Origin of the sequence: Paraburkholderia terricola (assembly GCF_003330825.1) — a bacterium.
In the GTDB taxonomy this organism is placed as follows: domain Bacteria; phylum Pseudomonadota; class Gammaproteobacteria; order Burkholderiales; family Burkholderiaceae; genus Paraburkholderia; species Paraburkholderia terricola.
In genome coordinates, this window is sequence record NZ_CP024941.1 from 115,548 (window position 1) to 137,206 (window position 21,659).

19 protein-coding genes are annotated in these 21,659 nt (G+C 64.4%); 11 read left to right on the top strand and 8 right to left on the bottom strand.

From position 1 onward, the window contains the following. Window positions 1-12 precede the first annotated feature (12 nt). On the bottom strand, window positions 13-219 hold the full coding sequence (locus CUJ90_RS00515; RefSeq protein WP_073430317.1) for a DUF3185 family protein: 207 nt from the start codon (window positions 217-219) through the stop codon (window positions 13-15). Between the two features lie 227 nt (window positions 220-446). On the opposite strand from CUJ90_RS00515, the gene mgrA reads away from it, so the two are divergent. Further along, the gene (gene mgrA / locus CUJ90_RS00520; protein WP_073430316.1) at window positions 447-1,490 is read left to right on the top strand and encodes an L-glyceraldehyde 3-phosphate reductase; all 1,044 of its coding nucleotides are present in this window, start codon (window positions 447-449) and stop codon (window positions 1,488-1,490) included. Between the two features lie 70 nt (window positions 1,491-1,560). Here mgrA and CUJ90_RS00525 read toward each other — a convergent pair whose 3' ends face one another. Together CUJ90_RS00525 and CUJ90_RS00530 are read right to left on the bottom strand one after the other, a co-directional pair. Next, on the bottom strand, window positions 1,561-1,746 hold the full coding sequence (locus CUJ90_RS00525) for a hypothetical protein (protein ID WP_073430315.1): 186 nt from the start codon (window positions 1,744-1,746) through the stop codon (window positions 1,561-1,563). Between the two features lie 268 nt (window positions 1,747-2,014). Further along, entirely contained in the window at window positions 2,015-3,310 is a 1,296-nt protein-coding gene (locus CUJ90_RS00530; protein ID WP_422879693.1) for an MFS transporter, read from the bottom strand. A 396-nt stretch (window positions 3,311-3,706) separates the two neighbouring features. On the opposite strand from CUJ90_RS00530, the gene CUJ90_RS00535 reads away from it, so the two are divergent. Then, entirely contained in the window at window positions 3,707-3,919 is a 213-nt protein-coding gene (locus tag CUJ90_RS00535) for a hypothetical protein (protein ID WP_006050502.1), read from the top strand. Between the two features lie 104 nt (window positions 3,920-4,023). Beyond that, on the top strand, window positions 4,024-5,052 hold the full coding sequence (locus CUJ90_RS00540; RefSeq protein ID WP_073430387.1) for a serine/threonine protein kinase: 1,029 nt from the start codon (window positions 4,024-4,026) through the stop codon (window positions 5,050-5,052). A gap of 45 nt (window positions 5,053-5,097) precedes the next feature. Here the strand turns inward: CUJ90_RS00540 and CUJ90_RS00545 are convergent, their stop codons facing one another. Then, complete coding sequence (locus CUJ90_RS00545; protein WP_114161701.1) at window positions 5,098-6,999, bottom strand: DUF3857 domain-containing transglutaminase family protein; 1,902 nt, start codon at window positions 6,997-6,999, stop codon at window positions 5,098-5,100. 328 nt (window positions 7,000-7,327) lie between these two features. Here CUJ90_RS00545 and CUJ90_RS00550 point away from each other — a divergent pair, with 328 nt between their 5' ends. From CUJ90_RS00550 to CUJ90_RS00585, 8 genes are all read left to right on the top strand, one after another. Continuing rightward, window positions 7,328-8,065 (top strand): PepSY-associated TM helix domain-containing protein, encoded by a 738-nt coding sequence (locus tag CUJ90_RS00550; RefSeq protein ID WP_114161702.1) that lies wholly within the window; start codon window positions 7,328-7,330, stop codon window positions 8,063-8,065. A gap of 1,150 nt (window positions 8,066-9,215) precedes the next feature. Next, a complete protein-coding gene (locus tag CUJ90_RS00555; protein WP_114161703.1) occupies window positions 9,216-9,722 on the top strand; it encodes a (2Fe-2S)-binding protein in 507 nt (168 codons plus the stop codon). A 10-nt stretch (window positions 9,723-9,732) separates the two neighbouring features. Then, window positions 9,733-12,117 carry a xanthine dehydrogenase family protein molybdopterin-binding subunit gene (locus CUJ90_RS00560; RefSeq protein WP_114161704.1) on the top strand — a complete coding sequence of 795 codons (2,385 nt, stop codon included), beginning with the start codon at window positions 9,733-9,735 and terminating at the stop codon, window positions 12,115-12,117. A 21-nt stretch (window positions 12,118-12,138) separates the two neighbouring features. Next, on the top strand, window positions 12,139-12,936 hold the full coding sequence (locus CUJ90_RS00565) for an FAD binding domain-containing protein (RefSeq protein WP_114161705.1): 798 nt from the start codon (window positions 12,139-12,141) through the stop codon (window positions 12,934-12,936). A gap of 126 nt (window positions 12,937-13,062) precedes the next feature. Then, window positions 13,063-13,950 (top strand): AAA family ATPase, encoded by an 888-nt coding sequence (locus CUJ90_RS00570; protein WP_114161706.1) that lies wholly within the window; start codon window positions 13,063-13,065, stop codon window positions 13,948-13,950. Between the two features lie 5 nt (window positions 13,951-13,955). Next, on the top strand, window positions 13,956-15,233 hold the full coding sequence (locus CUJ90_RS00575) for a vWA domain-containing protein (protein ID WP_114161707.1): 1,278 nt from the start codon (window positions 13,956-13,958) through the stop codon (window positions 15,231-15,233). Further along, on the top strand, window positions 15,224-15,820 hold the full coding sequence (locus tag CUJ90_RS00580; protein WP_114161708.1) for an SRPBCC family protein: 597 nt from the start codon (window positions 15,224-15,226) through the stop codon (window positions 15,818-15,820). The genes CUJ90_RS00575 and CUJ90_RS00580 overlap by 10 nt, the downstream gene beginning before the upstream one ends. Continuing rightward, entirely contained in the window at window positions 15,793-16,815 is a 1,023-nt protein-coding gene (locus CUJ90_RS00585) for an XdhC family protein (protein ID WP_073432406.1), read from the top strand. Before CUJ90_RS00580 ends, CUJ90_RS00585 begins: the two co-directional genes overlap by 28 nt. Window positions 16,816-17,105: 290 nt before the next feature. Here the strand turns inward: CUJ90_RS00585 and bcaP are convergent, their stop codons facing one another. From bcaP to CUJ90_RS00605, 4 genes are all read right to left on the bottom strand, one after another. Then, window positions 17,106-18,500 carry a branched-chain amino acid transporter BcaP gene (gene bcaP, locus CUJ90_RS00590; RefSeq protein WP_114161709.1) on the bottom strand — a complete coding sequence of 465 codons (1,395 nt, stop codon included), beginning with the start codon at window positions 18,498-18,500 and terminating at the stop codon, window positions 17,106-17,108. 295 nt (window positions 18,501-18,795) lie between these two features. Continuing rightward, on the bottom strand, window positions 18,796-19,452 hold the full coding sequence (gene rqpR / locus CUJ90_RS00595) for a response regulator transcription factor RqpR (RefSeq protein ID WP_114161710.1): 657 nt from the start codon (window positions 19,450-19,452) through the stop codon (window positions 18,796-18,798). Between the two features lie 10 nt (window positions 19,453-19,462). After that, window positions 19,463-20,332 carry a sensor histidine kinase gene (locus tag CUJ90_RS00600; protein ID WP_114161711.1) on the bottom strand — a complete coding sequence of 290 codons (870 nt, stop codon included), beginning with the start codon at window positions 20,330-20,332 and terminating at the stop codon, window positions 19,463-19,465. 431 nt (window positions 20,333-20,763) lie between these two features. Further along, on the bottom strand, window positions 20,764-21,534 hold the full coding sequence (locus CUJ90_RS00605; RefSeq protein WP_073432402.1) for a ferredoxin--NADP reductase: 771 nt from the start codon (window positions 21,532-21,534) through the stop codon (window positions 20,764-20,766). Window positions 21,535-21,659 lie beyond the last annotated feature (125 nt).

The window sequence follows — 21,659 nt, forward strand, 5'->3', positions numbered from 1 at the left end:
TATCGCTTACGCTTACCGCTTGCGTCCGGACAACGCCATTCCGGTCAGCCCCGCGATAGTGGCGATGACACCGCCCACGATCAGCATGATCGCCTTGTTGGTCGGCGAGCCGGTGAACACGCGCGACACGTCGCTGCTAACCGAATTGAACGCCTGCCCGCCGAAATACAGCAGCACGATACCGCCGACAATCAGCGCGATTGAAATCGCCTTCGCCATGCACTTCTCCCATCAGCCTTGATCGGCGAAAGTGTAGGGGACCCGCCAGCAATCGTCCATCCCGCATGCTGGGCGTCTGCACGCATTGCGTCGATTGGCTACCATAACGATCTTGCCGCACGCAGTCGCACGAACATTACATAAACATAAAGACAGCACGCCTCCCGCACCATGCGATTCCCCACGCCCGACATAATCGGGCGGCCTCAACATCAAGGACTCTAGCAATGGCTTACGAAGCAGCTTCAGAACGCTATTCGGACATGCAGTACCGCGTCTGCGGCAAGTCGGGTCTCAAACTGCCGGCGCTGTCGCTCGGCTTGTGGCACAACTTCGGCGATACCACGCCGATCTCCACGCAGCGCGACATTCTGCGCACGGCCTTCGATCTGGGCATCACTCACTTCGATCTCGCCAACAACTACGGCCCGCCGTACGGCAGCGCGGAAACCAATTTCGGCCGGCTCTTCAAGGACGATTTCAAACCGTATCGTGACGAACTGCTGATTTCGTCGAAGGCGGGTTGGGATATGTGGCCGGGCCCATACGGCCAGGGCGGCGGCTCGCGCAAGTATGTGCTTGCGAGCCTCGATCAGAGCTTGCAACGCATGGGCCTCGATTACGTCGACATTTTCTATTCGCATCGTTTCGACGCCGACACGCCGCTCGAGGAAACAGCCGGTGCGCTGGCGAGCGCGGTGCAGCAGGGCAAGGCGCTGTACATCGGCATCTCGTCGTACTCGGCGACCAAGACGCTCGAAATGACGAAGCTGCTCGCCGAATACAAGGTGCCGCTGCTGATTCATCAGCCCGCGTACAACATGCTCAATCGCTGGATCGAACATGAACTGCTCGATACGCTGGAGAAGGTCGGCGCGGGCGCCATCGCCTTCACACCGCTCGCTCAGGGCCTGCTGACCGGCAAGTACCTGAACGGCGTGCCGGAAGACGCGCGCGTGAACAAGCCGGGCGGCGGTTCGTTGAAGCAGGAGCATTTGAGCGCGCAAAACATCGAGCACGTGCGCAAGCTCAATGACATCGCCGCGCGTCGCGGGCAAAGTCTTGCGCAGATGGCGCTCGCCTGGGCGCTGCGCGATTCGCGCGTCACGTCGGTGCTGATCGGCGCGAGCCGTGCGGAGCAGGTGCGCGAGAACGTCGGCGCGTTGAAGAACCTCGCGTTCTCGAAGGAAGAACTGGCGGAGATCGATCGCTACGCGACCGAAGGCGGCATCAACCTGTGGGAAAAACCGTCGACGGATCAGGCGATCTGATCCGCGCGAGTTTCACGCCGCGGATATGCCGTGGAGAAGAGAAAGCCGCCCGGGAGGCGGCTTTTTTTCGCTATACCAGCGCGGGTAAGCCTTCGACCAGCACGACCGCGAACACCACACCGAGGAGCGCCCCCAGGACCCGCAGCACGTTGTGCCGGAATTCCGTCTTGCACGGAAGCGCGCCGACAAACAGCGCCCCGGCCAACGCCATCGGAATCACCAGGATGAAATCGCCGATCGTGAAGTAGGTCGTCATAGTCGTCTCCTTATGTATTACCGGCGCAAGCAGCGGCTCTGTTTGGTGGAGTCGTGCGCTGCCAACGTCCGATACGAGTATAGGTGACGCTCCAGCCAACGTAACGACGCATCGAGCTGCGGCCTTGCTTATTCGCAAGCCGCTGAGCCCGCGCTGCCAAGGCGCGCCGCAATTGGCGCGCCGCAACAAACAGCGCCAAAACGGCGAAGCGCATGCTTACGCGGGCCTTACTTTCGATGGCGATCCGATGCGCAGCGAATCGACTCGATCAAGCGGCTGTGCGTTCGCGTGCGCGCAACCCACGCAATCTCAAGGCCGCCGCGAGGCCGATGACGAGCAGCACGCCCACTAGTCCCGCGACGCCGTTCCATCCGTAACCGGCCCATACGTGACCGCCATACGAACCAACGAGGCTCGAACCGAGGTAATACGCGAGCAGATACAGCGCGGCGGCCTGGCCCTTGGCTTCTCTCGCGAGCCGGCCGACCCACCCGCTTGCCACTGAATGTCCCGCGAAAAAGCCAAAGGTCACACACGCGATGCCGAGCGCGATCGCCGTCAGCGGATGCAGCAGCGTGAGCGCAAGACCGAGCGCCATCAGCGCCAGGCTGCCGATCAGCACGCGAGCGCGACCGAACGTATCGGCCATGCGCCCCGACAACGGCGAGGCGATCACGCCCGCCAGATACACGACGAAGATCGCGCCGATCTCCGCCTGACTCAATCGATAAGGCGGCGCCAGCAGCCGGTAGCCGATGTAGTTGTACAGCGTGACGAAACTGCCCATCAGCACGAAGCCGAGCAGAAACAGCAAGGGCAGGCCGGGTCGCGTGAACTGTTTGAGCAGCGCGGTGCGGTGATGGTTGAAACCCAGCCCGCGCCGCGGCACGAAATGATGCGACGGCGGCAGCAGCGCGCGAAACGCGAGCGTCGACAGAATGCCGAGCACGCCGATCGTGCCGATCGCGACCCGCCACGAAAACAGATCCGCGACAACACCGGTAATCACACGCCCGGCCATGCCGCCGATCGCGGTGCCGCCGACATAGAGGCCCATCGCCAGGCCGAGCCCTTCGGGGTGTACTTCTTCGGCGAGATACGCCATCGCGACGGCGGGCACGCCGCCGAGCGCGAGTCCTTCGAGCGTGCGCAACACGAGCAGTTGATGCCACTGCGGCGCGATCGAGACGCCGATCGTCAGCAGCGCGGACGCCATGAGCGATAGCGTCATCAGATGGTGGCGGCTCCAGCCTTCCGAAACGAAACCGGCGATGAACACGGCAAGCGCGAGCGCCGCCGTGGTCAGCGACAGCGACAAACTGCTTTCGGCCGGCGTCACATTGAACGCCGCTGAAAACGACGGCAGCAACGGCTGCACGCAGTACAACAGCGAGAACGTGGCATAGCCCGCAAACAGCAGGGCGATGCTGGGACGCCAATAGGCACGCGTGCCGCGTTCGAGATAGGGAATGGGGTGGGCGTCGGGCACGGCGGGGAACATGAAAGAGGCGGAAAAAGAAAGAGCCGAAGCGATAGGCCGATGACACTCCGGCGGCGCGACCAAGGAATCTCCGTTGGCGGGTGCAACGCATTGAAAGGCGTTAACGATACGCTGAAAAAAGCGCTGAGGTGGCGCGCCGGCCATGATGGGCGGACTGTCGGACCGCTGCCTGTTTTTGATATCTCGCCCTCGCAGGGTTTATGATGGTCTCGTTACGGCGCGCTCGGCATCATCGGCTCGGCGCACCGTGATGGGGATGACGCGAAACGACGGGTGAAGTCCCTTTTGTTCGCGCTATCCACGGCCCCGCAAAACGGGAACAATGATTCGAAATTCTCACGCGGTTGACGCGCAGCAGATTGGGGGCGTTCGCAACGTCATCGGCGAAGCGGCGCTTTTATCATCACCTTGACCGGCGAGGAAACCATAAAGCCGGCTATGGGAGAACGGGGAAACATCATGCAAATCGGTTCCATTGTCCGATCGGTGCATATCGCCGTGCCGCAAGGCGCGCGCGGGATCGTCATGCGCATTCTCGGCGACATGGCCATGGTGGCGTGGTATGCCGGCGAGCCCGGCGCTTCGCCGCAACTGAACACTGAACCCTTTTTCCTCGAAGACCTGATCGATACCGGCGAACTCGTGCGTCCGTCGAGCGCGCAGATGCATTGAAAGCAGTTTGCGTTCGACTTGTCTGTCAGTTGTAAGACGCGCGACGAGCGGCGTGGTGAGCCGTGACCCTCGTCTTTGACGGCGGCACGGCGCACAATGCGCCCATGAACAACGACACTCCCGATTCGCGGGACGACGCCGATAGCGCCGTCCCTTTCGCCCGGCTCAGGCCGGAAATCGTGCTCGACGCGCTCGACAGCGTGCTCGCCAGCGTCGGTGTGCGTACCGATGGCCGCATGCTCCCGCTCAACAGCTACGAGAACCGCGTCTACCAGGTCGGCGTCGAAGACGGTCCGCCCGTGGTCGCGAAGTTCTATCGGCCGGAGCGTTGGAGCGACGCCGCCATTCTCGAAGAACACGCGTTCGTCGCCGATCTCGCCGCGCGCGAAATTCCGGCGGTGCCCGCGCGTGTTTTCGAAGGCCGTACCCTGCATGACTTCGACGGTTTTCGCTTCTCGATCTTCGAGCGGCGCGGCGGGCGCGCGCCCGATCTGGACCGGCGTGACACGCTCGAATGGCTGGGGCGTTTCATCGGCCGCATTCATGCCGTTGGGCAGACGCGGAACTACATCGAGCGTCCCACGCTCGACATCCACACCTTCGGCTATGAGCCGCGCGACTTCCTGCTGTCGCAGCGCTTCGTGCCCGACGATGTGCGCACGGCATGGGAAACCGTGGTGAACCTCGCGCTCGAAGGCGTCGAGCGAGCGTTCGAGCGCGCGGGCGAGATTCGCATGATTCGCATGCACGGCGATTGCCATCCGAGCAATGTGTTGTGGACCGACGCGGGTCCGCATTTCGTCGACTTCGACGACAGCCGCATGGGTCCGGCGGTGCAGGATTTGTGGCTGCTGCTGCCGGGTGAGCGCGCCGAGGCGTCGCGTGCATTGACGGATCTGCTTGCCGGTTACGAAGACTTCTGCGATTTCGAGCCGCGCGAACTTCATCTCGTCGAAGCGTTGCGCACATTGCGTTTGATTCACTACCAGGCGTGGCTCGCGCGTCGCTGGGACGACCCGGCGTTTCCCGCCGCGTTCCCGTGGTTCAACACGCAGCGCTATTGGGAAGAGCGCATCCTCGAACTGCGCGAGCAGCTCGGCGCGATGCAGGAAGGCCCGTTGTGGCCGGTTTAAGCGGTTGGTGTTCGCGCGCCCGCGCGGCTCAATGTGTTCAGCGCTTCAAGGCGCCTGCGATGCCACATTCGACGATTCCACCAGCGTCGACTTGACGATCACTTCGGCGCGCACGTCGCGCCCGATCGCTTCGATCGCGGGGCGCATCTGCGCGAAGTCGTCGGGCGTGCAGACGTCGCTGTCGAAATGGGTGGCGCCCTCGCGCGTCATCGTCACCGCGTTGCTGTGCGGATCGAGCGTGTACTGCGACTCGAAATCGACGAAGCGGTTTCGCGTTCGCTGCGCCTCCGGCATGTCGAGCACGCGAAAATTGGCCGGCAATTCGACGCGCGCCCGTTCATGCAACACGAGGTTGTGGCAGACGAACGGCTGCGTGCGCTCGCGTTCGCCGAGCCAGTAACGCGCGTCCGCCGCGAAGCCGCCGGCGAGGCTGGTCAGCGCCGGAATGGCCGCTGCCGCGCCCGGCACCACGAGATTCTCCAGCGTGCCCTTCATCGTGATGGTCAGCGGGCCGTCGGCGACCGTGAGGTCGCTGGTGGCGAGCGTCGCGGTGCCGCGCAGATTGGCGCTGCGCAACTCGGACTGGATCGACTCCTCGCGTTGCGCGTGAGTCTGCCGGCGTAGCAGGGCGCGCGTCTGTTCAACGGACGCGCCGGACGCTTCCAGCCGATACGTGAAGCTCGCGGAGCCATCCGGCTGGACCTTGATCGACAGGTCCGTGCTGCGCGTCACGAGCGCGGTGGCGGGTGTTCGCGCGAGTACGCCCTGGCCGACGAGCACGGTCGGCCGGTTCATATCGGACGAGGGCAGAAAGCCGAATTCCACATTCGACGCAGTGGAGTCGGCGTAGAGCTGCAAGTCCGGCAGCCATGTGATGACGTGATTGATGACGCCATAGCCCGGCACGCTCGGCAGCGTGTAGATCGTGCCGCTGCTGATCAAGGCCGGCTCGTTGCGGATGCCGACCGCGTCGAGCAGCGCGCCGTAGAGCGCCACGTGATCCTTGCAGTCGCCATAGCGGTTGACGAGGACCGCGCTCGCGCTGTGCGGCACCACGGCGCCGCGTCCGACGTTGATCGCCACGTAGCGGATACTGCGGCGCACCCAGTCGTACAGCGTCTTGGCCTTGTCGCGCGGCGTGCGGTCATGCGCCGTGAGGTTCCGCGCGAGCAGCGTGACGGCGGCGTCGCGCGCGTCCGGATCCGCGGCGGACGCCCGATAGCTTGCGGCGAACGTGGCGTAGTCGGGGAAGGTGGACACCATCAGCCGGTCGCCGTATGACACGTATGCAATCGAGCCGCGTTCGAGGCGGCTGAAATGCGCCTTGTCATAGCGGTATTCGTAGCGCGTGCGGCCCTCGCGCGTCACCGGTTCGAGCGCCGTGAAGCCGCGCGCGTCCGCATAGAGCGGCTTGTTGGCGGGCAGATCGTAGATCAGACGGAAGTTGCGCGTCGGCGCGAGTTCGGGCGCGGTGAAGTCGCTGAATTCTCCCGGCACGATCGGCTGCTTTTGCGTTTTGCGGTAGGTGAGATGCACGCGCGCGCCGGGTTCGACGGCAGGGAACACGATCACCTTTTCCTGGATGTCCTGGAACATCGGTGCGTCGAACGAGCGCGCTTCCTGCACGTCGCGGATCTGCTCGGGCTGCACGTCATGGCGTACGCCGTCCGCGGTGGTCGTGTAGGCCTCGAGGATCTGCACGTCCGCCATGTTGCGGTTGAACCAGACGTATTGCTGCGCCGCCCGCGCGACGCCTGCTTCGTTGTTGACGCGCAGCGTCATTGAATCGAGCTTCGCGTAGGAGCCGTCGGCGTTGACGGTGAAGGTCTGGGTTTCGCCTTCGTTCGTATAGGGATCGTCCAGTTTCGCCGCGCTGTTCGCGTTCGCGGCGTGGACGCCGGCAAGCCAGCCCAACGAGGCAAGACAGACCCAGGAGAAAAGACGCATGGCAGGCAGGTATCCAGAACCGCAACATTGACGGGATCGCCCGCTAGAGTCCGTTTGCGCCGTCTGGATGTCAAGCGGATGTCGCGCGCTGCGATTGAGCAAATACCATTATCGTGTAATGATAGCGATTCTCAATTGAAAGGCATCGCCAGCGTTCGTCACATTTCTCCTCCTCTGTGACGGCCAGCCAGCCTCTCAACCGGACGGCCCGGACCGCAAGCCGGGTCGTCCGGCCCCTCCTTTCGATACCTCATTCACTGCTGCTGTGAGCGTGCGCGTTGTCGCCGCGCGCCGGCGATGATTAACCTGCTGCGCCTGGAGCCTGGATGTGAACGCGCCTGAATCGATCGACTTGAAACCTGCCGCGGGTGGCACGCAATACAGCGCTCACGCTCCAGAGCGCGGTCGTCATCTGATGGACGCCGCCGAGCAGGCGGCGCGGCGCCAGCGTTCGCGGCGCGCGAATTTCATCAAGTGGCTGCGCAAGGTGCATGGCTGGGTCGGCTTGTGGGGCGCGGTGCTCGGGCTAATGTTCGGCGCGACGGGTTTCCTGTTGAATCATCGGGCCGGGCCGCTGAAGGTGTCGTCGGGTGAGCCGCAGGTCGAGGAGATGCAGATTTCCGTGCCGCAGAAGCAACTGCACTCGCCGATGGACATGGCGAAGTGGCTCAAGAGCGAGCTGAAGATCGACGGCAAGCCGGGCAAGGCGAAACGCGAGCCGGCGCATCCGGTGGCCTGGGGCGATCGCAGCACGATGCAGCCGGAATTCTGGCAGGTCGGCATTTTTGGGGCGACGCAGAATGTGCAGGCTGAGTACTGGGTGGGCAATGGCTTTGTCGCGGTGAAGCGCACGCACAACTCGTTTCTTACCACGATGAATAATCTGCACCGCGGCGTGGGATTGAGCGTCGGGTGGGTGTTGTTGATCGATACGATCGCCGGCGGGATGATTCTGCTTTCGTTGACTGGTGTGTTGCTGTGGACTGAGCTGAATAAGCGTCGGTTGGTGGGGGTGGTGTTGGTGGGTGGGTCGGTTGTTGCTGCTGTGGTTTGTGGGTTGATGTAGTGGTTTTTTTTTGCCTGGGCGGTGGTGGTTGTGCTGTTATGGCGTTGGCCTTTCCTTGTGTTGTTAGTGGTCTATTAGTGTTGCCCCTGTGCGGGGCGGCACCTACTTTCTTTGCCGGCCGCAAAGAAAGTAGGCAAAGAAAGCGGCTCACACCGCCAGCTTTGAAGCGGGTCCCCTGGCTTGGAGGGGGCAGTGGTGCATCTGGAATCGGTGTCCTCGCGCATTCGACGCTCGTGACACAGCAGTCATACTTCCCGCCTCGCGCTGCGCGCTCGCCGGAAGGGGCACGCGCGGAAACCGGCGGTTCATTTGTGCGTGGTGGGAGCCATCGGCTTCGCCTCGGCGATGCGCGAAACCAGACGCGCTCGTGACAAGGCAGTCATTTCTCCGGCTGCGCTTCGTCAAACCGCAGGCTGCTTCGGCGGTCAGCAGTACATCTCCACACCTTTAGTGCTGCACGCGCCAAGCGCCGCTTCACCAACCGCTGGCGACTTCCCGCGCGTCGATGCGCCGTCAGACTATTAACGCCGCGCCGCGCCGCGCCGCGCCGGAACCGGCACCGAGATCGGCACTTAGGGCGTTGTGTTTATGGCGTTGCCTCCAGCGCGCTGCGACCAGCGGCATCTCCAAAACAACCGCGCGGTTTCAGCACCTCGCCGAGGCGAAGCCGATGGCTCCCACGTGCGCAAACGAAGCCCATGGTTTCCCTGGCAGACCCCTCCGCGACGCACGCAGTGCGGAGTGGGAGCGGATGACGGCCTGGTCACTGACGCTAGCTGCGCGAGGGATCATCCGTTTATCGCACCACTACGCCCTCCAAGCCAGGGGACCCGCTTCAGAACTGGCGGTGTGAGCCGCTTTCTTTGCCTACTTTCTTTGCGGCCGGCAAAGAAAGTAGGTGCCGCCCCGCACAGGGGCAACGCCAATAGACCACTAACACCACAAGAAAAGGCCAACAAACCAACCCCACAAACCCCACAACCCCCACCGCCGCCCAGGCGAAAAAAATTCCACCCCGCGCCCTCCCAATTTGTGCTTTACTTTTCGGCAGACTCATAAAAAACCGCAGCACCCTATCGGACCCCACGAGCAGGCAGCTGAAGGCAAGAAAAACCAAAGGTCCGGTCTCACCCCATCAGGAGACAACTTCATGGCGATCAGCATCAGTCTGACGGTGAACGGCGCGCCCATCAGCGCCTCAGTCGACCCCGGCACCCTACTTGTCCAGTTCCTTCGCGATCAACTTCGCTTAACCGGTACGCACGTCGGCTGCGATACCGCGCAGTGCGGCGCCTGCACCGTCCATCTGAACGGGCGCGCGGTCAAGGCCTGCAACATTCTCGCGGTGCAAGCCGAAGGCGCGAACGTCACCACGATCGAAGGGCTCGCGAAAGACGGCGCGCTCCATCCGATGCAGGCGGCGTTCAAACACTGCCACGGCTTGCAATGCGGCTTCTGCACGCCCGGCATGGTGATGAGCGCGGTCTCGCTCGTCGAGCGTCGACCCAATGTCACCGGCGACGACGTGCGCGCCGAGCTCGACGGCAATCTGTGCCGCTGCACGGGCTACCACAACATCGTCAAAGCCGTGCTCGAAGGCGCCGAAGGGATGAAGGCATCCAGCGCCGCCCCGGCCGCCGCGCCGGCCACCGCCTGAGGAGCAGACGATGAACGCACCCGACTCCCATCGCCTCGTCGGCGCATCCGTCGAACGAAAGGAAGACTATCGCTTCCTCACCGGCAACGGTCAGTACACCGACGACATCGTCCTACCCCAGCAAACCTACGCGGTGTTTCTGCGCTCGCCATACGCGCATGCGCGGATCAAGCGCATCGACACCGCCGCGGCGAAGCAGTCGCCCGGCGTGGTGGCGATCTTCACCGGCGCCGACATGGCCGCGGACAACGTCGGCGGCCTGCCGTGCGGCTGGCTGATTCACAGCACCGACGGCAAGCCGATGAACGAGCCGCCCCATCCGATCATCGCGCACACGAAAGTGCGGCACGTCGGAGATCAGGTCGCGCTCGTGATCGCCGATTCGATCAATGCCGCGAAAGACGCCGCCGAACTGATCGATGTCGACTACGACGTGCTGCCGGCCGTGGTCGACACCGCGCACGCAGCCGATCCGGGCCAGCCCGCGGTTCACGACGAAGTGCCGGACAACGTCTGCTACAACTGGGGCCACGGCGACAAAGCCGCGACCGACGCCGCGTTCGCCAAGGCCGCGCACGTCACCACGCTCGACATCGTCAACAACCGGCTGATTCCGAACGCGATCGAACCGCGCGCGGTCAACGCGAGCTATTCGGCGCAGGACGACGGCTACACGCTCTACGTCGCGAATCAGAACCCGCACGTCGAGCGCCTGCTGATGGCCGCGTTCGTGCTGTCGTTGCCGGAATCGAAGCTGCGCGTGATCGCGCCGGACGTAGGCGGCGGCTTCGGCTCGAAGATTTTCCTGTACGCCGAGGACGTCGCGCTGACGTGGGCATCGAAGAAGATTCGCCGTCCGGTGAAATGGACCGCCGAGCGCTCGGAAGCTTTCGTCTCGGACGCGCATGGCCGCGATCACGTCACCAAGGCCGAACTGGCGCTCGACGCCGACGGCAAGTTCCTCGCCATGCGCATCCACACGATCGCGAACATGGGCGCGTATCTGTCCACCTTCGCCTCGAGCGTGCCGACCATTTTGTACGCGACGCTGCTCGCGGGACAGTACGCCACGCCCGCGATCTATGCCGAGGTGAAAGCGGTTTTCACCAACACCGTTCCCGTCGACGCTTATCGCGGCGCGGGCCGCCCCGAAGCGACATTCGTGGTCGAACGCCTGGTCGAAACGGCGGCGCGCGAGATGAAGCTCGATCCGGCGGAAATTCGCCGCCGCAATTTCATCCGCGAGTTTCCGTATGCGACGCCGGTCGGCCTCACCTACGATACCGGCGACTACGAAACCATTCTGGCCCGCTCGCTCGAACTCGCCGACGTGAAAGGCTTCGAGGCGCGCCGCCAGGAATCGGAGAAGAACGGCAAGCGGCGCGGCCTCGGCTACTCGTGCTACATCGAAGCCTGCGGCCTCGCGCCGTCGAACATCGCGGGCGCGTTGGGCGCGCGCGCGGGCCTGTTCGAGGTCGGGCAGATTCGCGTGCATCCGACCGGCTCGGTGACCGTGTTCACCGGTTCGCATAGTCACGGCCAGGGACACGAGACGACCTTCGCCCAAGTGGTCGCGGACCGGCTCGGCATTGCATTGGAAAGCGTCGAGATTGTCCACGGCGATACCGGGCGGATTCCGTTCGGCATGGGCACCTACGGCTCGCGCTCGATCGCGGTGGGCGGCTCGGCGATCATGAAGGCGCTCGACAAGATCGAAACCAAGGCGAAGAAAATCGCCGCCCATCTGCTCGAAGCGGCGGCGGAAGACATCGAGTTCAAGGACGGCGTGTTTCGCGTCGCGGGCACCGATCGCACCAAGGCGTTCGCGGAAATCTCGCTCGCCGCCTACGTGCCGCACAACTATCCGCTCGACGTGCTCGAACCGGGTCTCGAGGAAAGCGCGTTCTACGATCCGAGCAACTTCACGTATCCGTCGGGCGCGTACATCTGCGAGGTCGAGGTCGATCCGGAGACGGGCGTGTGCAACATCCAGCAGTTCACCGCGGTCGACGATTTCGGCAACGTCATCAATCCGATGATCGTCGAAGGCCAGGTGCATGGCGGGCTCGCGCAGGGCATCGGCCAGGCGATGCTCGAGCGCTGCGTGTACGACGACGAAAGCGGCCAACTGCTCTCCGGTTCGTACATGGATTACGCGATGCCGCGCGCGTCCGATCTGCCGAACTTCACCGTCGAAACCTCCAAGGGCACGCCGTGCACGCACAACCCGCTCGGCGTGAAAGGCTGCGGCGAAGCGGGCGCGATCGGCTCGCCGCCGGCGGTGATCAACGCGATCATCGACGCGCTCGCGCCGCTCGGCGTGACCGACCTGCAAATGCCGGCGACGCCGCATCGCGTGTGGTCCGCGATTCACGCCGCGAAGCAACCCCATTGAGATCCTAGCGGAGCATTCGACATGTATTCATTCGAGTATCAACGCGCGACGGATCCCAAAGCGGCCGCCGCAGCCATCGCCGCCGACAGCGACGCCAAGTTCATCGCGGGCGGCCAAAGCCTGCTGCCCACCATGCGGCTGCGCCTCGCGCAACCGTCGCAACTGATCGACGTGACGCGCATTCCGGCGCTCAAGACGATCGCCGTCGACGCCAAAACGGTGACGATCGGCGCCGCCGTCTGTCATGCCGACGTAGCGGAGCACGCGGAAATCCAGCGCGTGTTGCCGGCGCTCGCGGAGCTTGCCGAGCACATCGGCGACCGCCAGGTGCGCGCGCTCGGCACGATCGGCGGCTCGCTCGCCAACAACGATCCCGCCGCCTGTTATCCGGCTGCGGCGACGGGCTTGGACGCGACCATCGTCACCGACCGGCGGCGCATTTCGTCGAGCGATTTCTTCGTCGGCATGTACGAGACCGCGCTGGCGCCCGACGAGCTGATCGTCGCGGTGGAGTTCCCGGTGCCCGAGCGCGCGGCCTACGAGAAATTCCGCAATCCGGCTTCCCACTTCGCACTCGTCGGCGTGTTCGTCGCGAAGTTCGCCGGCGGCGTGCGCGTCGCGGTGACGGGCGCGGCGGCTTCGGTGTTTCGAGTGCCGGAACTGGAAAGCGCGCTCACGGCGAATTTCACGCCCGACGCGGCACGCGCGGTCAGCGTGCCCGCCGACGATCTGAACACCGACATGCATGCCAGCGCCGAATATCGCGCGCATCTGATTCCGGTGCTGGCCGCGCGAGCGGTGGTGAAGGCGAACGGTTAGCGGACTCCCGCTGTTTGCGGTCGAAGTGGCATTCGCGGGCAGCGGAACGCCACTTCCGCCGCGTTCGCTCACGCACGCGCGACGGCCATGCCGACTCGCGTTTCACCGTGCAGATTCAGGACCATCATGCAGCCTGCTTCCATCGACGACACCCTCACGCAACTCGCCGCGCAAAGCTACTTCGCCAGCCGCGAACTCGCGACCGCGTTGTATCTCGCGCTGCGCATGGAGCGGCCGTTGTTCGTCGAAGGCGAGCCGGGCGTCGGCAAAACGGAACTCGCCAAGGCCGCGGCGGGGATGCTCGGCACCGCGATGCTGCGGCTGCAATGCTACGAAGGCCTCGACACCGCCAGCGCGCTCTACGAATGGGACTATCCGCGCCAGATCATGGCGCTGCGTCTCGCCGAGGCCGCCGGCGAACGCCCCGACAACGACACCTTGTATCGCGGCGAATTCCTGCTGAAGCGTCCGCTGCTGCAGGCGCTGATGCCGGACGAAAACCATCCGGGCGCGCGGCGCGTGTTGCTGATCGACGAAATCGACCGCGCCGACGAGCCGTTCGAAGCGTTTCTGCTGGAACTGCTGTCAGACTTCCAGGTATCGATTCCCGAATACGGCACCGTCCGCGCGGAGCAGAAACCGCTCGTCGTGATGACTTCGAACCGCACGCGCGAAGTGCACGACGCGCTCAAGCGCCGCTGCCTGTATCAATGGATCGGCTATCCCGAGCGCGATCGCGAACTGGAAATCGTCGCCGCGCGGGCGCCGCAAACCTCGGCGCAATTGCAGCGGCGCGCGGTCGATTTCGTGCATCGGCTGCGCGGCATGGATCTGTTCAAGGCGCCCGGCATCGCGGAAACGATCGACTGGTGCCGCGCGCTTGAAGCGCTCTCGGTGACGGAGCTCGATCCGCAATCGGTGCAGAACACGCTGGGCGTCCTGCTCAAGTATCAGGACGATCTGGCGCGCGTCGACGCCGCGCAAATCGCGCAGTGTCTTTCCGAGCCGGGATAGCGGGCATGAGCAAGCGATCGGATGCGAGCGGCGGTGATTCGGCTGGCGTTGGCGAGAAGGCCGGAGCGTCCCCCACGCTCGCTCGCAACGTCGTGCATTTCGTGCGCGTGCTGCGCGGCGCGGGTTTGCCGATGTCGCCCGCGCAAGCCGTCGATGCGATCGCCGCGTTGCACTGGATCGACCTCGGCCGCCGCGACGACGTGCGCGCCGCCCTCGCCGCCTTGCTGGTATCGGCGCCCGACGAGCGCGAACTGTTCAACGCCGCGTTCGACCTGTTCTGGCGCGATCCCGATTGGGAAGGCAAGCTGCGCGCGCTGCTGCTGCCGAAGGTCCGCGACGGGCTGCCGCCGCCCAAACGCAACAACCGTCTCGCGGACGCGCTTGCCGTGCGCGCGCCGCCGTCGCCGCATGCCAGCGCGCAGCAGGAAACCGAGCAGCACGAATTGCACGCGCACATCAGCTTCAGCGCGGAAGAGCGCCTGCGTCACCGCGATTTCGACTCGCTGTCCGCTGACGAATGGCGCAGCTTGCGTCATCTGATCCGCGGCCAGCGCCTGCCGCTCGCCACCGAGCCGACGCGTCGCCTGAAGGCCGCCTCGCACGGCACGCACGCGGACTTGCGCGCGAGCGCCCGGCACGCGGTGCGCGCGGGCGGCGACTGGACCGTGTGGAAGTATCGCGCGGTGGTCGAACGCAAACCGCCGCTGGTGTTGCTGCTCGACATATCCGGCTCGATGAGCAGCTATTCGCGCGCGGTGCTGTATTTCTGCCACGCGCTGTTGCAGTCGCGCGAACGCTTGCAGGTGTTTCTGTTCGGCACGCGTCTCACCAACGCGACGCGCGCGCTGCGCGAGCGCGATCCCGACGTGGCGATCGCGGCGCTCGCCGATCAGGTGGTCGACTGGTCGGGCGGCACGCGGATCGGCGCCGCGCTCGCCGAATTCAACCGGCGCTGGGCCCGGCGCGTGCTCAGCGGCCGGGCCACGGTGCTGCTCGTGACCGACGGCCTCGATCACGAAGCGATCGACGTGCTCGGCGCCGAAATGGCCCGCCTGCGCCGCTTCGCGCACCGTATCGTGTGGCTCAATCCGCTGCTGCGTTTCAGCGGTTTTTCACCGAAGGCGCGCGGCATACAGGCGATCCTGCCGTATGTCGACGCGCATCGTCCGGTTCATAATCTAGACAGTCTGGCCGCGTTCGGCCGCGATCTCGCGCAACTCACGCGCGCGCCGCGTTCGGGCGCATCCGCCACGACATCCGCGGGAGCAATGCCATGGAACTGAGCGAAACTCATACGCTGCCCGTTTCGCAGCAACGCGCGTGGGAAGCGCTGAACGACACCGACATCCTGCACGCGTGCATTCCCGGCTGCGAGACCATCGAAGCGGACGGCGAGCACGCGTACAACGTGGTGCTGAGCGCGTCGGTGGGTCCGGTGAAGGCGCGCTTCAAGGGGCGCATGCAACTGACCGATATCGAGGCGCCGAACACGTACACCATCGTGTTCGAAGGCCAGGGCGGCGCGGCGGGCTTCGGCAAGGGCACCACGCGCGTCACGCTCGCGCCCGAGGGCGACGAGGCGACCCGGCTCGAATACACGGCGAGCGCGCAGGTCGGCGGCAAGCTCGCGCAGATCGGCTCGCGTCTGGTCGACGGCGCGGCGCGCAAGCTCGCCGGCGAGTTCTTCAAGCGTCTCGGCGTTCAGCTAGGCGGCGACGCGGGCGCCACGGCGGCCCCCGCTGTCAGCGAGCCTGCAGCCGATGAAACGATGCCGCAAAATAGCGAATCGCATGAGGCTGCGGACAGCGAGTCCGGCGGCGATGCACCGAAAAGGAAGAAATCATGGACAGCGTGGATCTCGAAGTCCTGAAGTCCAGCGCACGATGGCTGGAAGAGGGACATCGCGCGCTACTGGTGACGGTGGTGAAGACGTGGGGCTCGTCGCCGCGTCCCGAGGGCGCGATGCTCGCGGTGCGCGACGATGGACTCGTGGTGGGGTCGGTATCGGGCGGTTGCATCGAAGACGATCTGATCGACCGCGTGCGGCAAAGGGGCATCGAACAGACGCGCCCCGAGGCGGTGAAGTACGGCATCACGGCGGAAGAGGCGCATCGCTTCGGCCTGCCTTGCGGCGGCACGATCCAACTGGTGCTCGAACCGCTGACGCCGCACAGCGGCATTGCCGAACTGTGCCGCGCGGTGGAAGACGGACGCCTCGTGGCACGCGAAGTGGATATGACGACGGGCGCCGTGCGGCTCGATCATGCGCAGGCAACGGACGGCGTGCATTTCGACGGCGAGCGTCTGCTGACGATTCACGGCCCGCGTTACCGGATGCTCGTGATCGGCGCGGGGCAGTTGTCGCGCTATCTGTGCCACATCGCGGTGGGGCTCGACTATCAGGTGACGGTCTGCGATCCGCGCGAGGAGTACACAGAGGAGTGGAACATTCCGGGCACGAAGATCGTTCGCACGATGCCGGACGATACGGTGACCGAGATGAAGCTCGATGAGCGTTGCGCGGTGATCGCGCTGACGCATGATCCGAAGCTCGACGATCTTGCGTTGATGGAGGCGTTGAAGACGCCGGCTTTTTATGTCGGCGCCCTGGGTTCCAGACGGAACAATCAGGCGCGGCGCGAGCGGTTGAAGGAGTTCGATCTGAACGACACTGAACTCGCGCGCTTGCATGGGCCGGTCGGGATTTATATCGGCAGTCGGACGCCGCCTGAGATCGCCGTGTCGATTCTTGCCGAGGTGACGGCGGCCAAGAACGGGGTTTCCTTGCCTACCTTGCTGCAGGTTGAAGGCGCCAAGGCAGCGCGGGAGATTGCGGCTTCGGGTGGAGCGGCTTGTAGCGTTTGATTTTTGTGTCACCGCAGTGTTGTTGGTGGTGTTTCCGGTTCTTCTTCCGCATGTCCCGGTTTGCCGCTGCGTCACGCTGGTCCGAGCCGGCAGAGGTCTTGGATCATCGCTCGGGTCGGCCGTCGAACTGCGCGGTTCACGGTCCTGCCGCTCCAGCGCTTTCATACGTCGAAGAAAGTAGGTGCTGCCCCGCACAGGGGCAACGTCAATAGACCACTAACAAATCAAGGAAAGGCCAACCCACCAAGGCAACGAACCCAAACCGCCGAGCAGGCAAAAAACCAAAACCCCTACTTAACCGCCAACTTCGACCGCCGCCGCGAATACCCAAAGTAAATAACCATCCCAACGAGCAACCAGACCACAAACGCCACCCAGGTGACAGCCTGAAGATTGGCCATTAAAAACAGACAGGAGGCAACAGCCAACACCGGCACAACCGGCACGCCAGGGCAGCGAAACGCCCGAGGCAACTCAGGATGCGTCTTACGCAAAACGAGCACCGCAATCGACACCATCGAAAACGCGGCCAGGGTTCCGATGTTGATCAGCTCGGCCAGCACCTTCAACGGCACCAGCGCACCAATCAAACCGAAGAAAATCCCCACCAGCCACGTAGTAAAAAACGGCGTGGCAAACCTCGGATGCACCCGCGACAGTCTCGCGGGCAACAAGCCATCACGCGACATCGCGAAGATCACCCGCGTCTGCCCATAAGCCATCACCAGAATCACCGTCAGCATGCCCAGCACGGCGCCCAGGTCGATAAAGCCGGCCACCCACGTTTGACCCGCCACCTGCAACGCGTACGACACCGGATTCGGAATATCCGCGAACTGCGCCGACGGCACGATGCCCGTGACAACCGCCGCCACCGCCACGTACAACACCGCGCACACGCCCAGCGATGCAATGATCCCGATCGGCAGATCGCGCTTCGGGTTCTTCACTTCCTCGGCCGCGGACGACACCGAATCGAAACCGATGAACGCGAAGAACATCACCGCCGCCGCGCCGAATACGCCGCTCCAGCCATTCGGCATGAACGGATGCCAGTTGGCCGGCGTCACGTGAAAGACGCCCACGCCGATCACCAGCAGCACCACGGTCACCTTGATCGCCACCATGACGTTGTTGATTCGCGTGGATTCGCGCACGCCGACGGACAGCAACGCCGTAATCGCCATCATCACGAGGAACGCGGGCAGATTGAAGAACGTGTCCTGGCCCGGCAATGCGCCCGGCGCCGCCGTCAACGCAACGGGCAACGAAACGCCGAAGCCCGACAGCAGCGATTGCAGATAGCCCGACCAGCCCACCGATACCGCCGACGTGGCCAGCCCATACTCCAGCATCAAGTCCCAGCCGATGATCCACGCGGCCAGTTCGCCGAGCGTCGCGTACGAGTAGGTGTAGATGGAACCCGCCACCGGAATCGTCGACGCGAACTCGGCGTAGGCCAGTGCGGCGAAACCGCACGCGATCGCCGCGACCAGGAAGGAGACCATCAGCGCCGGCCCGGCCTGGACGGCGCCCGTGCCGGTCAGCACGAAAATACCTGTGCCGATGATGGCGCCGACACCGAGGAAAGTCAGATCGAGCGCGCCGAGCGCTTTCTTCAGGCCGGCGTTCTGAGCGCTCGCCGCGATCATGTGCTCGACGCTCTTCGTGCGAAACAGGGACATTGGCGGGGTCTCCAGTAGTGCACGCATCTTGCGCGCCGAATGTCGGAAAACCCACGATTTTAGCGGATGCGCGCCGCCGCACCATTTTGGGATCAGCTTTTAACGGGCGATGGTGAAGGGCGGAAAATCCCTGCCAGCGGGATGCCGATGGCACATTCCCGCGCCGGACAATGGCCATCGGCAAAGCCTTCGCACGATGCGCGGCCGGGCCGCTCAGAATCGCTCTCGCGCACGCTCGCCCGTCGGGGCGCGCGCTGTTCAGCGCGCCGCGGCGTCGCGTTGCCGGAAGCAGATGTCAGCCCGCCATCGCCGGATTCAGATCGACCAGGCGGTTGCTCATCACATAGAAGGTCAGTTCGGCGTTGTTGCGCAGCTTCATCTTCTCGAGTAGCCGTGTGCGATACACGCTAACCGTCTTCACCGACAGCGACAGCGCCGCGGCGATGTCCGTCAGCCGTTTGCCCGATGCGAGCATGCACAGCGTCTGATATTCGCGATCGGAAAGCTTCTCGTGCGGCAATTGTTCGCCGTCGAAGGAGACGTAGTCGGCCAGCGCTTCGGCCATCGCCGGGCTCACGTATTTGCGGCCCGCGGCGACCTGCTGGATCGCGCCGATCATCTGCGCGGCATCGACCGTTTTGGACAGGTAGCCGGCGGCCCCGGCCTTCAACGCGCGCACCGCGTACTGGTCCTCGCGATACATCGAGAACATCAGCACGGCCACGCGCGGCGCCTTGCGCTTCAGACGCTTGAGCACTTCCACGCCGTTCATGTCGGGCAGCGAAATGTCGAGCAGCACCACGTCGTAGCCATGCAGGGTGACGGCGTCGAGCGCTTCGGTGCCACTTTGCGCCTCGGTGACTTCGCGGGCGACGCCACGGTCGAGCAGCAATTGACGGACACCTTGGCGAACCACCGCGTGGTCGTCGGCGATCAGGATACGCAGACTCATGACGGCGTGCTCACGATTGCAGCGCGCGGCGTTCGACGTGAGGCGCGTTCGCCAGCATCGCGTCCCACGCAAAACGCGCATGCACGAGCGTGCCGCGCGATTCCCTGGCGCCGTCGCCGCGGCGCTGGCCAACGCGCCGGGCGCCCACGCGCAGCGTGCCGTCGAAGGCCGCGCAGCGCGCCTGCATGCCGCTCAGGCCGAAATGGCCGCGACGGCTGCGCGCGTTGCGCGTGACGCCGATGCCGTCGTCGCTGACGATCAGCGTGAGATGACGGCGGCTGGTTTCGATCCGCACGTCGGCGGATTCGGCGCGCGCGTGCTTGGCAATGTTGTTGAGCGCTTCCTGCGCGACACGGAACACGGCCAGCGCCGCTTCGGCGGGCAGGCGCGTGAGACGCACGTCGGCCGCGCAGACAAAGCTCGTGCGCAACTGCGTGCGCGTGGCGAAGTCGCCGGTCCATTGCGCCAGCGCCCCGACGATGCCGGCCTCGAGCGACGGCGCATGCAGTTCCGCGACGGCCTGGCGGCTGGCGGCGCACACGGCGTCGAGCGAACGGTTGGCGACGGCGAGCGCGGCGGCGCACTGCGACGGCGCGTCGGCGGGCAGCCAGGTTTCGACGCCAGCCAGCGCGAAGCGCGTCGCGGTCAACTCGGCGCCCACGCCGTCGTGCAGTTCGCGCGCCACATGGCGGCAGGCGGCTTCCTGTGCCTGCACGAGTTCGGCCGACAGTTCGCGCACCCGGGCGCGCAGCCGCGCCAGTTCACGTTCAACCGACGGCGACGCCACGACGGCACTGGCCGCGACGGACGCGTCGCATCCGTCACGCGGCGGTGACGGCGGCAGAGGCGAGGCGAACGGGACGACAGTCGACGTATCCATGACTTTCCCTCTCAGGAAGCGGGGCGGACGACGAAGCGCGTGCGCGTCGGCGGCGCGAAGACGAAAGAACGCATGCGAGTCTCAAGCCTCCAGGTGCGGCCGGAACACGTACGGTTCGACGGCCGGATTACTACGGTCGAGTGTAACGAAATTTACATTCAGTAACATGTAGCGCGGACTCTGGCAGGCATGCCGGAGCGGCGGTCGTGTGCCGCGATAATATCTCAAAAAAAGAAATAATGTAGGCGCACCAAGGCTTAGCGCCGATATTTCGCGCGACGGTTGACGTTCCGCAACACCGGCTCTGTCAGAAGAACACTGACGCGAAATGTCAGGCCGAGCGCGTCAACTTGTAACCGCCAAACAAAAAAGGAGCCCGGAGGCTCCTTTTGCCGAGTCCGCGGCGCGAGCCGCGAATTCGAATGTACGTCTTAACCGACGAACGCCTTTTCGACCACGTAGTGGCCCGGCGCGTTGTTGCTGCCTTCCTGGAAGCCCAGGTCGTCGAGCAGCTTGCGCGTGTCGCGCAGCATGTGCGGGCTGCCGCACAGCATCACGCGGTCGTCTTCGAGCGAGAAGCCCGGCACGCCGAGGTCGGCGAACAGTTTTTCCGTTTCGATCAGTTCGGTGATGCGGCCGCGGTTCTGGAATGCCTCGCGCGTGACCGTGGGGTAGTACAGCAGCTTTTCCTGCACCAGTTCGCCCAGGTGCTCGTGCGCCGGCAGGTGCTCCGTGATGTATTCCTTGTACGCCAGCTCGTCGACGAAACGGCAGGTGTGCGTGAGCACCACGCGTTCGTAGCGGTCGTAAATGTCCGGATCTTTGATGATCGACATGAACGGCGCGAGGCCTGTGCCGGTGGAGAGCAGCCACAGCGTCTTGCCCGGCAGCAGGTTGTCGGCCATCAGCGTGCCGACCGGCTTCTTGCCGATCAGGACTTCGTCACCGACTTTCAGATGCTGCAGACGCGACGTGAGCGGGCCGTCCTGCACCTTGATGCTCAAGAATTCGAGGTGCTCTTCGTAATTCGCACTCGCGAGACTGTAGGCGCGGATCAGCGGCTTGCCTTCGACTTCGAGGCCCACCATCGTGAACTGGCCGTTTTCGAAACGGAACGACGGATCGCGCGTGCAGGTGAAGCTGAAAAGCGTATCGGTCCAGTGATGGACGCTCAGGACGGTTTGTGAATTGAGGTTGCTCATGGCTTCTTGGATAGTGCGAAAACAAAGGCGGCCAGTCGTTTTAGCCGGCCGGCACGGCAAGGGCGATGCTGCGCTGACCCGAGGTCGGAAAGCACGCGCAATCCGCTATTTTACCGCGCCGGCTG

Bases quoted from the DNA above. Each gene is read 5' to 3' on its own strand.
- CUJ90_RS00515 (WP_073430317.1), bottom strand. From the start codon at position 219: ATGGCGAAGGCGATTTCAATCGCGCTGATTGTCGGCGGTATCGTGCTG.
- mgrA (WP_073430316.1), top strand. From the start codon at position 447: ATGGCTTACGAAGCAGCTTCAGAACGCTATTCGGACATGCAGTACCGC.
- CUJ90_RS00525 (WP_073430315.1), bottom strand. From the start codon at position 1,746: ATGACGACCTACTTCACGATCGGCGATTTCATCCTGGTGATTCCGATG.
- CUJ90_RS00535 (WP_006050502.1), top strand. From the start codon at position 3,707: ATGCAAATCGGTTCCATTGTCCGATCGGTGCATATCGCCGTGCCGCAA.
- CUJ90_RS00540 (WP_073430387.1), top strand. From the start codon at position 4,024: ATGAACAACGACACTCCCGATTCGCGGGACGACGCCGATAGCGCCGTC.
- CUJ90_RS00545 (WP_114161701.1), bottom strand. From the start codon at position 6,999: ATGCGTCTTTTCTCCTGGGTCTGTCTTGCCTCGTTGGGCTGGCTTGCC.
- CUJ90_RS00555 (WP_114161703.1), top strand. From the start codon at position 9,216: ATGGCGATCAGCATCAGTCTGACGGTGAACGGCGCGCCCATCAGCGCC.
- CUJ90_RS00560 (WP_114161704.1), top strand. From the start codon at position 9,733: ATGAACGCACCCGACTCCCATCGCCTCGTCGGCGCATCCGTCGAACGA.
- CUJ90_RS00565 (WP_114161705.1), top strand. From the start codon at position 12,139: ATGTATTCATTCGAGTATCAACGCGCGACGGATCCCAAAGCGGCCGCC.
- CUJ90_RS00570 (WP_114161706.1), top strand. From the start codon at position 13,063: ATGCAGCCTGCTTCCATCGACGACACCCTCACGCAACTCGCCGCGCAA.
- CUJ90_RS00575 (WP_114161707.1), top strand. From the start codon at position 13,956: ATGAGCAAGCGATCGGATGCGAGCGGCGGTGATTCGGCTGGCGTTGGC.
- CUJ90_RS00580 (WP_114161708.1), top strand. From the start codon at position 15,224: ATGGAACTGAGCGAAACTCATACGCTGCCCGTTTCGCAGCAACGCGCG.
- CUJ90_RS00585 (WP_073432406.1), top strand. From the start codon at position 15,793: ATGGACAGCGTGGATCTCGAAGTCCTGAAGTCCAGCGCACGATGGCTG.
- bcaP (WP_114161709.1), bottom strand. From the start codon at position 18,500: ATGTCCCTGTTTCGCACGAAGAGCGTCGAGCACATGATCGCGGCGAGC.
- rqpR (WP_114161710.1), bottom strand. From the start codon at position 19,452: ATGAGTCTGCGTATCCTGATCGCCGACGACCACGCGGTGGTTCGCCAA.
- CUJ90_RS00600 (WP_114161711.1), bottom strand. From the start codon at position 20,332: ATGGATACGTCGACTGTCGTCCCGTTCGCCTCGCCTCTGCCGCCGTCA.
- CUJ90_RS00605 (WP_073432402.1), bottom strand. From the start codon at position 21,534: ATGAGCAACCTCAATTCACAAACCGTCCTGAGCGTCCATCACTGGACC.